At 38.3% G+C, this 13246-nt stretch carries 14 protein-coding genes and 2 tRNA genes; 10 read left to right on the forward strand and 6 right to left on the reverse strand.

Translation table 11 applies throughout. From position 1 onward, the window contains the following. Positions 1–68: 68 nt before the first annotated feature. Complete coding sequence (locus OOL07_RS07930) at positions 69–1799, reverse strand: WD40/YVTN/BNR-like repeat-containing protein (RefSeq protein WP_264696012.1); 1731 nt, start codon at positions 1797–1799, stop codon at positions 69–71. A 184-nt stretch (positions 1800–1983) separates the two neighbouring features. On the opposite strand from OOL07_RS07930, the gene OOL07_RS07935 reads away from it, so the two are divergent. Then, positions 1984–2059 (forward strand) — tRNA-Ala (locus tag OOL07_RS07935). 259 nt (positions 2060–2318) lie between these two features. Here OOL07_RS07935 and OOL07_RS07940 read toward each other — a convergent pair. Both OOL07_RS07940 and OOL07_RS07945 read right to left on the reverse strand, forming a co-directional pair. Then, entirely contained in the window at positions 2319–3767 is a 1449-nt protein-coding gene (locus OOL07_RS07940; RefSeq protein ID WP_319804049.1) for a type I restriction-modification system subunit M, read from the reverse strand. A gap of 247 nt (positions 3768–4014) precedes the next feature. After that, positions 4015–4461 carry a hypothetical protein gene (locus OOL07_RS07945; RefSeq protein ID WP_264696013.1) on the reverse strand — a complete coding sequence of 149 codons (447 nt, stop codon included), beginning with the start codon at positions 4459–4461 and terminating at the stop codon, positions 4015–4017. 164 nt (positions 4462–4625) lie between these two features. Here OOL07_RS07945 and OOL07_RS07950 point away from each other — a divergent pair. Together OOL07_RS07950 and OOL07_RS07955 are read left to right on the forward strand one after the other, a co-directional pair. Further along, positions 4626–4702, forward strand: a tRNA-Arg gene (locus OOL07_RS07950). A gap of 19 nt (positions 4703–4721) precedes the next feature. Beyond that, positions 4722–4958: a Rho-binding antiterminator gene (locus tag OOL07_RS07955; protein WP_264696014.1), complete on the forward strand. Its 237-nt coding sequence runs from the start codon at positions 4722–4724 to the stop codon at positions 4956–4958. A 1-nt stretch (position 4959) separates the two neighbouring features. On the opposite strand, the gene OOL07_RS07960 is transcribed toward OOL07_RS07955, so the two are convergent. Continuing rightward, entirely contained in the window at positions 4960–5571 is a 612-nt protein-coding gene (locus OOL07_RS07960) for a CDP-alcohol phosphatidyltransferase family protein (RefSeq protein ID WP_264696015.1), read from the reverse strand. A 52-nt stretch (positions 5572–5623) separates the two neighbouring features. Next, positions 5624–7087 carry a 4-hydroxy-3-polyprenylbenzoate decarboxylase gene (ubiD, locus tag OOL07_RS07965; RefSeq protein ID WP_264696016.1) on the reverse strand — a complete coding sequence of 488 codons (1464 nt, stop codon included), beginning with the start codon at positions 7085–7087 and terminating at the stop codon, positions 5624–5626. 211 nt (positions 7088–7298) lie between these two features. On the opposite strand from ubiD, the gene smbP (OOL07_RS07970) reads away from it, so the two are divergent. Both smbP (OOL07_RS07970) and smbP (OOL07_RS07975) read left to right on the forward strand, forming a co-directional pair. Further along, positions 7299–7604 carry a small metal-binding protein SmbP gene (smbP, locus tag OOL07_RS07970; RefSeq protein WP_264696017.1) on the forward strand — a complete coding sequence of 102 codons (306 nt, stop codon included), beginning with the start codon at positions 7299–7301 and terminating at the stop codon, positions 7602–7604. A 380-nt stretch (positions 7605–7984) separates the two neighbouring features. Beyond that, positions 7985–8290, forward strand: coding sequence for a small metal-binding protein SmbP (gene smbP / locus OOL07_RS07975; protein ID WP_264696019.1), 306 nt, complete (start codon positions 7985–7987; stop codon positions 8288–8290). 144 nt (positions 8291–8434) lie between these two features. Here the strand turns inward: smbP (OOL07_RS07975) and xth are convergent, their stop codons facing one another. Beyond that, on the reverse strand, positions 8435–9208 hold the full coding sequence (xth, locus tag OOL07_RS07980) for an exodeoxyribonuclease III (RefSeq protein ID WP_264696020.1): 774 nt from the start codon (positions 9206–9208) through the stop codon (positions 8435–8437). Positions 9209–9281: 73 nt separating this feature from the next. Here xth and OOL07_RS07985 point away from each other — a divergent pair, with 73 nt between their 5' ends. The 5 genes from OOL07_RS07985 (at position 9282) to dsbD (ending at position 13238) form a co-directional block, all read left to right on the forward strand. Next, on the forward strand, positions 9282–9746 hold the full coding sequence (locus tag OOL07_RS07985; protein ID WP_264696021.1) for a pentapeptide repeat-containing protein: 465 nt from the start codon (positions 9282–9284) through the stop codon (positions 9744–9746). A 14-nt stretch (positions 9747–9760) separates the two neighbouring features. Further along, positions 9761–10540 (forward strand): class I SAM-dependent methyltransferase, encoded by a 780-nt coding sequence (locus OOL07_RS07990; RefSeq protein ID WP_264696022.1) that lies wholly within the window; start codon positions 9761–9763, stop codon positions 10538–10540. A 90-nt stretch (positions 10541–10630) separates the two neighbouring features. Next, positions 10631–10975, forward strand: coding sequence for a DUF4389 domain-containing protein (locus OOL07_RS07995; RefSeq protein ID WP_264696023.1), 345 nt, complete (start codon positions 10631–10633; stop codon positions 10973–10975). A gap of 35 nt (positions 10976–11010) precedes the next feature. Next, the gene (gene cutA, locus OOL07_RS08000) at positions 11011–11343 is read left to right on the forward strand and encodes a divalent-cation tolerance protein CutA (RefSeq protein WP_264696024.1); all 333 of its coding nucleotides are present in this window, start codon (positions 11011–11013) and stop codon (positions 11341–11343) included. Continuing rightward, positions 11316–13238: a protein-disulfide reductase DsbD gene (dsbD, locus tag OOL07_RS08005; RefSeq protein ID WP_264696025.1), complete on the forward strand. Its 1923-nt coding sequence runs from the start codon at positions 11316–11318 to the stop codon at positions 13236–13238. Before cutA ends, dsbD begins: the two co-directional genes overlap by 28 nt. The last annotated feature ends 8 nt before the right edge of the window (positions 13239–13246 follow it).

The raw sequence follows: 13246 nt of genomic DNA on the forward strand, positions 1-13246 counted from the left end.
GCCTGTTTTCCTAGACCCTCACTTGTAATAGAATTTTTTATTACTACAAAGATCTTTGACTTTTTTATTCATGAATCTACACAAAAAGCAATTCCTGCATCTATCCAACCCTCATTAAATAAAGGCTCAAGGACAGAGTGGTTAGTTACATAACGAAAGGCTGGTTCTTTACCTAAAGCAGGACCGTTATTATAAGCCAGATACACAGTTGTATAAGAATTAGGGCAAGATTGCACACCACTTTCTATTTGTGCAGGAACTGCCATAAAAGGATACTTCACAAAATTCCACCGAGGCATATCTGCTGGAGTTTTCTCTTGTAGCTCTAAGAGCTGATTACAGTCACTTGGAGAAATAGTCCAATAATGACTATTCGGCCCTGGAAAAACTGAGCCGTAAAATTCACACACATAAGACCCTACTGTGCTGCCCAGTACTCGCCAAGCGGTAAAATTTTGACCGGTAGGTATCCAATTTGCTCCTATAGATTCCGGCTCTGTAGTCATGGAGTACCGATCTATATCTGAATTATAGAATTCAGTTACGGTAATTTCTGTCTCTGGTGTTATACCAGACACACTAGGTCGGACATATGGAATCAGTTTATATATGTCAGATATTTCATCTTTTGGTACAGGTTGCCGATTTCCAAAACAGTCTACTTGAGAGCAGGTAAAATAACCTGCAGCACTAGTAGCAATCAGCAATCCATTGGCATTAGTAATACTGTGTGGAATTCTCAACAATCCCTTGTTCATCCCTTTCCAATCTCCCGAAGGATCAGTACTTACCATAATCCCTTTATCAATACCAGCAACCATCATAGACTTTAAGGGGGGCTCTTGGGGAATAAAAGCTAGCCCATAAACAGATTTTTTTAAAGTGGTTAATTGCCACGATACCCCCCTATCTTGGCTTTGATATAACCCTTGATTAGAAAGGGCATAAACAATTTGAGGATTATTAGGATCTAGGACTATTCGTACCGTGTTTTTTGGAAAGCTGCCGTCATCTATTTGATTCCAAGTAGCACCTAAATCGGTAGACTCCCAAAGCCCTACTGCTCCCAAACCATTAAATTCTGCAACATTCGCCCATAATCCTGTCCCTTCTGGATTAGCTAATAAATTATAGCGATCGTTGCCAATAAGAAGATTGCTTCCATCGCTTGCTTTTTGGGTTTCTCCTCCTTGCCAAGTTTGACCATTATCCAAGCTATGGTACATATATTGATCACCACGAGCTACACCAACAATGCCTATAAAAAAAGAATTGCCAACTTTTACAGGTGGAGCAGTAAGACCTGATCCGTTTACATAGGATGGATCAAGATCAGAGAATATTGGGGTGTGATCAATAAGCTCTCCCATAGAGGAATAAGTATCCATTCCTCCAATGCTAAAAACAAGGCTGTTTCCATCTGCTCCTGCTATCGCATTGGCATCAGAGATGAGAACATCAGGACTGTCAGATGAAGGCACAGAGATAAGCGGATTTATAGTCGTTTGAGGCGAGTTAATCTCAAATATTCCTTGTGGGCGATATTGATCCGTATCACTGGTATCGCTGCTTCGAAAATCATTAGAATACTGTAGCCAAGCACTATTTATATTGATAAAGGGCGATAATGCCGGTGCTTGAAAAGTGGATATCATTACCCCATTAAGAAAAACTTGAGGACCGATACAGGAATCCGTTTCAGGACATAAAAGATTCCATTGTGCTGCTTGGGTAGTAGAGGCTAGATTTAAAGTGGTAGCGATACTTAAGAGCATAGCTAATTTATTTAACTTAGTCATATAGGGATATCCAGAATGATAGGGTTAAATTTTAATCCCTATTTTTTTAGGCAAAACTTAGAGATTATTCATAGTAGATTATTTTCACTATACTCAGTATAGACTACTCTTTATTGCGAGAGATGCAGTTTTAAAAGCAAAAAAATATAGGTAATATTACGGTATACTTACCTTTTACACGGTTGGGGTCGTAGCTCAGTTGGGAGAGCGTCGCGTTCGCAATGCGAAGGTCGGGAGTTCGATCCTCCTCGACTCCACCACTTTTTAAGAAATTAACCAAGCCTGATTGATTTTTTTACCCATATTTCTTAGTACTAATACTGGTTCGGGTCGTATTGCAACGGACTTGGGGCAGTCCCCAACTGTTGGCATGCTGCTCCTAGCATCTATTCGGATAGGTGGTGAACACCCACTAGGCAACTGCCGATAACTTTTCTTCTAGTTGTTCAGATAACCGATCAAGGTTCTTGCCAAATTAACACTATCTATATCTTTCTGGATTTAAGCTCCGATAGCTCATCACGGCAGTAAAGATAATCCCAATTCTTTCAAAAATGCGTTGTGCTTATCCTTGCTTCTCACAATTGCTTGCTCAATGTCCACTAACTGCTGGTGCGTATCAGCTAGGTCAATTGCTGCCTCAACCTCTGCCGTACTTACGTAGCGCGATATATTCAGGTTGTAGCCTTCCTTTTCAATGCGTTCCATCGACACGCGCATCGAGTAACGATCTTCTTTGCGGCGGTGTTGGTAGGTATCAAGAATCTTGTCGATATGCTCGGGCAGTAAACGGTTTTGCCGCTTGCCCTTCTCAAAGTATTGGGCAGCATTGATAAACAGTACGTCATCGGGCTTCTTGCATTTCTTCAGCACCAAGATGCACACCGGAATGCCGGTGGAGAAAAACAAGTTAGCAGGCAGGCCGATCACCGTGTCGATGTGGCCATCCTTTAGCAGCTTGGTACGAATGCGTTCTTCCGCACCGCCACGGAACAGCACGCCGTGGGGCAGGATGATGGCCATCACCCCATCTTGCTTCAGGAAGTGGAAGCCGTGCAGCAAGAAGGCAAAATCCGCCGCAGACTTGGGTGCCAGGCCGTAGTTCTTGAAGCGCATATCATCGCCCAACGCCTCGCTTGGCTCCCAGCGGTAGCTGAACGGCGGGTTGGCCACCACGGCATCAAATCTTGGCTGCTTGGCGGGGTTCATTTCACGCAGGCTGTCCCACTCGTTGGTCAGCGTGTCACCGTGGTAAATCTCGAACTCGGAATCCTTCACCCCGTGCAGCAGCATGTTCATGCGTGCGAGGTTGTAGGTGGTGATGTTCTTTTCCTGCCCCACAATTTTGCCGATGCCGTGCGGGCCCATGCGGTGGCGCACATTCAGCAGTAAGGAGCCCGAGCCGCAGGCGAAATCGAACACGCTTTCCAGATGCTTCTTTTGGCCGGTGGCGGGTTCCTGACTGTCCAGCGTGACGATACCCGAAAGGATGCTGGAAATCTGCTGCGGCGTGTAAAACTCACCGGCCTTCTTGCCACTGCCTGCGGCAAACTGGCCAATCAGGTATTCATAGGCATCGCCCAGCGTATCCTTGTCGGTCGAGAATTTTTCCAGCCCATCGGCAATCGCCTTGATCACCGTGCACAGCGTGGCATTGCGCGCGGTGTAGTCTTTGCCCAATTTTTCCGAATTCAGATTGATCTCGGAGAACAAGCCATCGAAGGTGCTGGCGAAGGATTCGTTCTCGATGTAATCAAAACCATTTTGCAGCGTGTGCAGCAACTCGCCGTTTTGCGTGCGTGCCATCTCGGCAATGCTGCTCCATAGATACGCGGGCTGGATCACGTAATGCACCTTGCGGCGCATCTGTTTTTCAAATTCCAGCACATCATCCACATTATCTGCATACCAAAACGACAAAGGACTTAGACGATCTTCTGGTTTCAGTTGATAAAGAAATTCTATCAGCTAATATAAATCAAGCACTAATAATGATTTGTTTATTCTTAAAATTAAAGCAAGGATTGATCAATCAAATATTTCTTTAACCCTGCTAGAAGGATTTAATATTCTTTTACCTGACTTGGGGAGCAATAAAAAATAGCCGATTGTCTCTCTTCTTTAAATAATTTAATCACTGTCTAAGGCTGAAAGATTGATTTGTTAAATCGGCATAAAAAGGCTTAATACAACACAGTTATTTCCTTAAGGAAATCTATTCTCTCATCGCTTGAGCTTGTCTTAAAGTGACTTCTTCCATTAAGCCATGGTAGCCTTGTGGACAAGTAATGGTTTCGTCATTAGGGTGATAAATACAGCTCTCAGGAATAGTATTTTCTATATAGGTTTGCTTAGTTTCTTTAAGCAATGCTGCTTGTGCTTTTACTTTTGCTGTAGTGCGCTCTAGTAGCGTTTGTTGGTATTGGAGCTCCTGTAAACGCTCTTTTTGGGTAATCCCCCTTGGTCTTTGCCTCTGGTAACCATAACCCATTGGGTAACCAAAAGGTAGGGTTCCTGGGTAGCTCCAAAAAAACGGATTATATATTCCTACTGGATAACCCCAGCCAAAGAAAAAGAAACTGCTGTAGAAAAAATTACCTGCTTGAACAGAAGATAAGAAAAATAAGCTTAATAATAGGAGTAGGATAGTTTTTTGTTTCATAGCCATCTCCTTTTATATACTATGTTATATCTACTATATTAAGTCATCCTGAATTTAGACATTTAAAAGTACTTGAATCAGATTTGGCTTAAGTAAAACTCCCCTCTTCATTCCATAGCATGCATAGGGTAAAATTTTAAATATATTATTTTTTTGGAAAATTAGCCCCGGTAGCTCAGATGGATAGAGCGTCCCCCTCCTAAGGGGAAGGTCACACGTTCGAATCGTGTTCGGGGCACCAATGTATTATTGGAGATAATGTGTCAGGTTATATTCCTATTAGTTGCGATCTTCATGATCGCCTAGAAATACTCGCTACTTATGGTAAGTCTTGCTCTATTGTTTACCAAGAAGAAAATGGAGGCAGCTTAGAAGTAAATGATAAAATCGTAGATATTTATACAAAGAATAAAGAAGAATTTATATTACTTGGTTCAAACCAATTCATTCGCTTAGATAGATTGATTACTGTGGATGGGCAACCCTATAAAGGATAATTTATTTTTTAACTTCACTATTTTTTTTCATATTTAGGTACTGCCAGCTAACTGCTATCAGAATACATGGCATCAAAAAAACGCCTATCCATACTATTAAAGGTAGTTTATCAAGCCAGACGAAAATAAGAAGTGAATATAAAGCATCTTCTGCTTCAAAACCGAAAAAATTAGGAAGTTTAATTGCCTCTTTCCCTGCTTTTTGCTCAATTACATTACGAATTAGAAAGGTTGCTGCAATTGCGATACCTTCTAACAATCCCATAACAGGAGCCCACTGTCCTAAATAGGAATTACTAAGTCCCCAACCAATGCCTAAAAATAAAACAGTAGTAGTGATTGCATCTACTGTTAGATCATAAAAATGCCCAAAATTGGATTGTTTACCACTGATTCTAGCCAGTTCTCCATCCACATGATCAAGAAATCCAGTTAGAATCCATAGCCAAGCTGCAAGATAAAGATACTCTCCTCCACTAAATAAAAATGCAGAACCTATCCCTGTAGTAAAACGTAGTGTCGTAATATGATTAGGGTTAATCCAACTATTATGGAATAACTTTGCAACAAAAATAGCAAGACGTATTTCCCAAGGAGGATGAATAGAAAACATGAGATCTTATATATGAAATTTAAAACTAAAAAAAATATTTTATAGAAATCTCTTACAGCCCCAATTGATTCCAAATGTTATCTATTTTTTGTCTTACCTCTTTACTCATAACAATAGCCTCTCCCCATTCTCTGGTTGTTTCTCCTTGCCATTTATGAGTGGCATCAAAACCAATTTTTGACCCTAATCCTGAAACAGGTGAGGCAAAATCTAAGTAGTCAATTGGCGTATCTTCAATAATAGTGCAGTCTCGTGCTGGATCTATACGAGTAGTCATTGCCCAAATTACATCTTTCCAATCCCTAGCATTAATATCATCATCAGTCACAATTACAAATTTTGTATACATGAATTGACGTAAAAAAGACCAAACCCCAAACATAACCCGCTTTGCATGACCAGGATATTGTTTTTTCATCGTAACTACAGCCATCCGATAGGAACATCCTTCTGGAGGTAGATAAAAATCAGTGATTTCTGGAAATTGCCGCTGCAGAATAGGGATAAAAACTTCGTTAAGTGCAACACCTAAAATAGCTGGCTCATCTGGAGGGCGACCAGTGTAAGTGCTATGATAGATAGGATTATGGCGATGAGTAATACGCTCAATCGTAAAAACAGGAAAAGATTCTACCTCATTATAATATCCCGTGTGATCCCCAAAGGGACCTTCAGGAGCTTCTTCTCCAGGATTTAAATAACCTTCTAATACAATTTCTGCACTGGCTGGAATTTGTAATTCACTACCTAAAGAGGAGATGAGTTCTGTTTTTGAACCTCGTAATAAGCCTGCAAAGGCATACTCCGATAAAGTATCAGGAATTGGGGTCACTGCACTTAAGATAGTGGCAGGGTCAGCTCCTAGCACAACAACGATAGGAAAAGATTTTCCTGGATAAACTCGCTGCCAATCTTGATAATCTAAAGCTCCTCCTCGATGAGCAAGCCAGCGCATAATCACTTTATTAGGAGCAATCACTTGTTGGCGATAAATACCCATATTTTGCCGGGGCTTGTGGGGGCCTTTGGTGACCACTAAGCCCCAAGTAATCAGAGGGGCTACATCTTTAGGCCAGCAAGTTTGAATAGGAAATTTTCCTAGATCAACGGCCGATCCTTCAAGGACAATTTCTTGGCAGGGAGCTGATTTAACGATTTTAGGTGCCATATGTAGCACTTTTTTAAAGATAGGTAGGTTTTCCCATACTTCTTTTATCCCCCGAGGAGGATCAGGGGCTTTTAGAAAAGCAAGTAACTCTCCTATCTCCCTAAGAGCAGATACTGAATTTTCCCCCATTCCAAGTGCTACTCTGCGAGGAGTACCAAATAAATTGCCAAGTACAGGTATAGAGGAATTTTTTGGATTTTCAAAAAGCAGTGCCGGTCCTTTGCTATGTAAAGCTCGGCTACAAATTTCAGTCATTTCCAAATACGGATCTATTTCTACCCGGATTCGTTTTAATTCTTTTTCTTTTTCTAATTTGTTTAGAAAATCACGAAAATCTCTATATTTCATAACCTAAAAATTCAATAAGAAAGCTAATATATTCTTAGAGATAAACGAAACAGTATACCTTTTTATAAGCAGTAAAAGTACTACATCTTTTATTGATATATCATTATTTTTATACTAAACTGGTTTGGATATGTTTGAAATTTTTTGCCCTTTTAAAGGGTGTAATAACTAGATAGTAGATTTTTTGACTCTTATAATAAAGGTATAAATTATGAAGAAACTTATTGGTTTAATTGCTGGTGTATTGCTATCTCTTTCTGTATACGCAACCGGTGGGCATGTAGCTGATGCAGCTGAACATGCTAAAGCTGCAGCTAATGCTGCTACCTCAGAAGAAGTGACTGCCCATGCAACAGAGGCAATGACCCATGCTAAGGCTGGAGGCGGCAATCCACATACTGCAGCTGGCGTAAAAAGCCTACAAGATGCTCTTGATCATGCCAAAATAGGTCATACTGATGCAGCTAAAAAATCAGCTGCTGAGGCTGCTACTCATCTAAAAGCAGCTATAAGCTAATTCTTCTTAGATTTGAAAAATGGGAAATGGCGGGATTATTCCCGCCATTTTTTTATGTAAATTTTGATAAAATAGTGTGTAATTCCTAGTTTAGTTTCTAAAAATTTTATAATTTACTGATCTTATAATGAAGATATAAATATAAAATTGTAACAAGCACAATTTGCCAATTATTGAGCTTCAGGCTGTTTTCAGTAGAGAAAATCCCTTAAATAATCAGAATAGTATACCTTTTTATAAGCAGTAAAAGTGCTACATCTTTTATTGATGTATCATTATTTTTATACTAGACTCATTAAGTACATTCAAATTCGCTGTACTTTATCTAAAGTGCAACGATTAGGCAGAGAATTTTCAACACTAATAGAGGGATATAAGCTATGAAGAAACTTATTGGTTTAATTGCCGGTGTATTATTATCCTTTTCCGTATATGCAGGTGGTGAGCATCTAGCTGATGCAGTTGAGCATGCTAAAGCTGCAGCTGGTGCTGCTAACTCAGAAGAAGTGACTGCCCATGCAACAGAGGCAATGACCCACGCTAAAGCTGCAGGTCACAACGCACACGCTATGGCTGGAGTCAAGAGTCTACAAAATGCTCTCGATCATGCCAAAGCAGGCCATACTGATGCAGCTAAAAAATCAGCTGCCGAGGCTGTTACTCATCTGGAAGCAGCTGAAAAATAATCATTTTTTTCTTATTTTAAATGAGAATGGCGGGATTGTTCCCGCCATTTTTGTGATATACTAACTTTTAGTTTCTAAAAAATTTTGTTATATAAAAGTGCTAAAAAGTTATATTGGTACTATAAACGATCCCTTCGCAAGACTTTAATTGAATGAGCAAACTATAGGTGTATGATCTGAAGGACGATCTGATGATCTAGGTGCTCTGTCTATTCTGCAACTATTACAGTAGGATATTAATGCCTTACTAATTAGAATGAGATCGATCCGCAATCCTCGGTTATGCATAAAGCTATTTTGCCGATAATCCCACCAGCTAAAAGAATTTTGTTCCTGAATAAATAAGCGGAAACTATCATAAAATCCCAAACCTATAATCTCTTTCAGCTTCTCTCTCTCAGGGGTACTACATAAAATTTTCTCATCCCACCGTACTGGGTTATATACATCATCATTTGTGGGAGCGATATTAAAATCACCCAAGATAATCAACTTGGGATATTGGTATAGGGATTGTTCAAGATAATCTTTTATTCTGCTAAGCCAGCTTAATTTATAAAAATATTTTTCCGATCCTACCCTCTCTCCATTGGGAACATAGAGGTTGAGAAGATAAATATCTTTATAGATTGCCCCTAGAATTCTTCTTTGGGGATCCTGTAGATTAGGGAGATCAGCAGCGATTTTTCCTAAAGGATTCTTACTTAAAAAAGCAACCCCATTATAGGTTTTTTGCCCAGCATAATAAGCTTGATATCCTATGTTTTGAAAATCTTGCCAAGGAAAACTTTCATCAATCACTTTTGTTTCTTGGAGTGCTAAAATATCAGGTTGATTAGTTTTTAACCAATCTAATACTTGAGAAAGGCGTACTCGAATGGAATTTACGTTCCATGTAGCAATAGTGAACCCTGCCATCTTTTTTAGAATAACCTTAATAATTATAATCGCTATAGAATAGTAGCCTGTATATATAGCACACGATAAATTTATGGACTCTACATTAATTAAAGAAGAAGATCTTCAAATCCATCAAAACAAACTTAAGTCTATTTTAACTAACCATGAAAAATGGCTTCAATCCAATGGAGAAGAAGGAGAACAGGCGAAATTAGAGGGAATAATCCTTAGAGGTAGAGATCTTAGTGGCGTCAACCTTGAACAGGCTGATTTAACATTAGCTTGTTTAGAAGATACTAACCTATCAAATGTAAATCTTAAAGGAGCTAGTCTTGTTTTAGCCTCTCTTAAAAGAGCAGATCTTACTAGTGCAAATCTCCAGGGGGCTAATTTGGATAGTGCTAAATTAAATGAAGCCAATTTACAAAATGCAAACCTTAACAGTGCTAACCTAGCATGGTGTGATTTATCTAACGCAAATATTGAGAAGGCTAATTTAAAAAATATAGTGCTAAATCACACTTGCTTAGTCGGGGTACAGGGCAATTTTATTTAAAATAATCACGACTAATGGCAAATCATGACTGTAGATTTCCTATAGAAATACAGCCTGAAAGCCATGAACAAGTAGCACTTGCCCAAAAAATAGCTAATCAAATTTATCCCTCTCTAGTTATACCACCTACACAGCACTTATCTTTTACTGCATTAACACTACTTATTAATAAGCAAGATATTGCCCTTTATTCTCCCTATTTAAAAACAACTATTAAGGTAGATTTTTTAAATGGTGCAGTAGGTTATCGTTGTAAAAGAAGCAGCAACAAAGAACTTATAGCCCGTGCTGTTAAGCTTAAAAATATAAAAAACCCTAGGGTGCTCGATATTACTGCAGGTTTAGGAAGAGATGGATTTATTTTAGCATCTTTAGGGTACCAGATTTCTATGGTAGAAAAATCGCCTATTGTGCACTTACTACTTAAAGATGGTTTAAAACGCGCTAATCAAATACCAGAATTATCTGAAATCACCTGTAGAATTTTTAATATTTATGAGGATTCTATAGATTATATATACCGTATGGATAAGCAAGATTATCCTGAAATTATCTATATGGATCCTATGTTTCCAGAACGAAATAAAAGTGCACTTGTCAAAAAGGAGATGCAACTATTACAAGATTTAGTGGGGACAGATCAAAATGATCCTTTACTTCTAGAAGTTGCATTAAAATATGCACAAAAACGAGTAGTTGTGAAACGACCTCGATTAGCACCTCCTATTAAAGGACCTAACCCGAGTTTTGCCCTGCAAGGTAAAAGCATTCGGTTTGATATTTATCAAACCTAGTATCGGAGGTATATTATATTTTTCCTTCTAAATTGTACTAATAGGATTGTTATAATACTATTAGTAGTATGAAACTTTGGAGCGTAATTTATGACATATGAGAGTGATAAAATAAGCGATTTTACTAAAGGGTTGGTACAGAATTTAAAAAATACTAGCTTTTGGAAGCGTTTCTTATTCATGGCAATATTTGCTGCTGCTTATACCCTTGCTGCTGCGGTGGTATGTACTATTATTGCATTTCTTCTAGCCCATCATCTAATCACTGGAAAAACCAATGAACGAGCTATTCAATTTGCAAGGCAAGTATCTGCCTACATTTATCATGTATTGTTGTACTTAACCTATAATACTGAGGAGTTACCTTTCCCATATATGGATTGGCCTAATCCAGATCATATGCCATCAGGAATAGGTAAATCCTCTGAATCCTAGTCTTCATAGATTCAGCAACTACTCTAAAATATAAAATGGTGATTGATAATAAAAATTACCAGTTAGTGTTATCTACATATCCCGATAGCAAGAAAGCTAAAGAAACAGCTATCTCTTTAGTAAATGCACAGTATGCAGCTTGTGTGAATATTATTCCAAAACTAATTTCAATATACAAGTGGCAAGGAAAAATTGAATGCGAAGAAGAGTGTTTGCTTTTGATTAAATCTAGATCAGACTATTATTCGTTAGTTGAAGAATTAATTAGGGCACAGCATCCTTATGATCTCCCTGAGATTATTGCAGTGCCTATTGAAGTAGGGTTAAATGGTTATTTTGCATGGATAGACGAAGCATTATCTCAGTAGTTATAAAAAAATTATCTTTTGTTTTTGCTTTATTGCTAATAGCAACTTTTTCGGCAACAGCTAATTTATTAGATCAATTAGGGTTAGGAAAGCCAGAAAAACCTCCTTTACTCAGATCGGATCAAGCTTTTATTTATAGTCCTAAGGTAGTTGATGACAGCACCTTAGTTGCTCAAATTAACATTGTTGAGGGTTACTATCTTTATCGAGATAAATTTGCTTTTAAGGTTTTAGATTCTCAAGGAGTAAACATTACTAATATTTCCCTTCCAGAGGGAGAAGCGAAAAAAGACCCTTTTATGGGGGCTGCAGAAGTTTACTCTGGTAAAATAGAGATTCACATTCCAATTAAACTAAGTCGTCAAAATTTAGAAGCAGAAGAAATTACTTTGGAATCTTCATTCCAAGGCTGCTCGGCAATTCATGGCATTTGCTACCCTCCGATCACAGAAAAAACACTCTTGGAGCTTCCACCTAGCAGTATTAACGAAGATATTAATGCAAGTAATACCAACAAAGATCTAAACTTAATAATAGAAAAAACTTTTGATTCTACTCTAGCTTTTTCTGATCAAGATCGTATTGCTCAATCCTTATTTTACAACCAAGGCTGGCTTACATTAGTGGCTTTTTTTGGATTTGGTCTATTACTATCCTTTACTCCTTGTGTATTTCCTATGATTCCGATTTTATCTGGAATCATTGTAGGTCAAGGTAAGCACATTACCACTAAGCGTAGCTTTATATTATCTCTAGCCTACGTGCTTGCGATGGCATTAACCTATACCATTGTTGGTGTTATTGCAGGACTAGTGGGTAATAATCTACAAGCAACATTTCAACATCCAGTTATCCTCATAAGTGCAAGTTTAGTTTTTGTCTTATTAGCACTTTCCATGTTTGACTTATATCAAGTACAAGTGCCTCTCAACATCCAAAGCCGCTTAAATAGCCTAAGCCAAAAACAAAAAGGAGGAACCCTATTAGGATCTGGATTAATGGGGTTATTTTCAGCCTTAATCGTAGGCCCTTGTGTTGCTCCACCACTTGCAGGGGCATTAATTTATATTGGAGAGAGTGGTAATGCCTTATTAGGGGGATCAGCTTTATTTTCCTTAAGTATGGGAATGGGAACACCTTTGCTCATTTTAGGTACTTCAGGAGGGAAATTATTGCCTAAAGCGGGACCTTGGTTGCAGCCAATTAAGTATTTTTTTGGTGTATTACTACTTATGGTTGCTATTTGGCTTTTATCTCGTATATTTCCGCACTCACTTATTATGTTACTCTGGGGTACACTCTTTTTAATTAGTGCAATATATCTTGGTGCATTAGAAGTGCTAAAAGCCAATGTAAGTGGTTGGCGTAAATTCCGCAAAGGTATAGGTTTAATTTCCTTAGTTTATGGCATTTTGCTAATTATAGGTGCGGCAAGTGGTGAAGGTACTGAATGGCAACCGTTAAAAGGCCTTACTACTGGAATATCCGGGGCAGTAATTAGTACAGATTCCCAAGACAGTATTAAATTTCAATCTATTAAGGGTATTGAAGGACTACAAATGGCTCTAGATCAGTATAAAGATCGCTATATTATACTAGATTTTTATGCAGATTGGTGTGTAGACTGTAAGCGTATGGAAGTAACTACTTTTCAAGATCCTAATGTAATAGCAGCTCTTAAAAATATAGTGCTATTACAAACTGATGTTACTGATTATAACGATAAAGATAAGGAACTACTTAAGCAATTTTCACTTTATGGACCACCCTCTATATTATTTTTTACCCCTACAGGTACTGAATTGAAACAATATCGAATTATTGGCATTGCATCTCCAAAACAATTTTTATCTCAATTACAGCAAGTAATGCACCAAAATAATCAGAAAATTTAAAGAGAGGT

The organism is Candidatus Nitrosacidococcus sp. I8 (assembly GCF_945836005.1).
In the GTDB taxonomy this organism is placed as follows: domain Bacteria; phylum Pseudomonadota; class Gammaproteobacteria; order Nitrosococcales; family Nitrosococcaceae; genus Nitrosacidococcus.

Excerpts from the sequence above, each read along its gene's own strand:
- OOL07_RS07930 (WP_264696012.1), bottom strand. The coding sequence starts at position 1,799 with ATGACTAAGTTAAATAAATTAGCTATGCTCTTAAGTATCGCTACCACT.
- OOL07_RS07945 (WP_264696013.1), bottom strand. The coding sequence starts at position 4,461 with ATGAAACAAAAAACTATCCTACTCCTATTATTAAGCTTATTTTTCTTA.
- OOL07_RS07960 (WP_264696015.1), bottom strand. The coding sequence starts at position 5,571 with ATGTTTTCTATTCATCCTCCTTGGGAAATACGTCTTGCTATTTTTGTT.
- ubiD (WP_264696016.1), bottom strand. The coding sequence starts at position 7,087 with ATGAAATATAGAGATTTTCGTGATTTTCTAAACAAATTAGAAAAAGAA.
- smbP (WP_264696017.1), top strand. The coding sequence starts at position 7,299 with ATGAAGAAACTTATTGGTTTAATTGCTGGTGTATTGCTATCTCTTTCT.
- smbP (WP_264696019.1), top strand. The coding sequence starts at position 7,985 with ATGAAGAAACTTATTGGTTTAATTGCCGGTGTATTATTATCCTTTTCC.
- xth (WP_264696020.1), bottom strand. The coding sequence starts at position 9,208 with ATGGCAGGGTTCACTATTGCTACATGGAACGTAAATTCCATTCGAGTA.
- OOL07_RS07985 (WP_264696021.1), top strand. The coding sequence starts at position 9,282 with ATGGACTCTACATTAATTAAAGAAGAAGATCTTCAAATCCATCAAAAC.
- OOL07_RS07990 (WP_264696022.1), top strand. The coding sequence starts at position 9,761 with ATGGCAAATCATGACTGTAGATTTCCTATAGAAATACAGCCTGAAAGC.
- OOL07_RS07995 (WP_264696023.1), top strand. The coding sequence starts at position 10,631 with ATGACATATGAGAGTGATAAAATAAGCGATTTTACTAAAGGGTTGGTA.
- cutA (WP_264696024.1), top strand. The coding sequence starts at position 11,011 with ATGGTGATTGATAATAAAAATTACCAGTTAGTGTTATCTACATATCCC.
- dsbD (WP_264696025.1), top strand. The coding sequence starts at position 11,316 with ATGGATAGACGAAGCATTATCTCAGTAGTTATAAAAAAATTATCTTTT.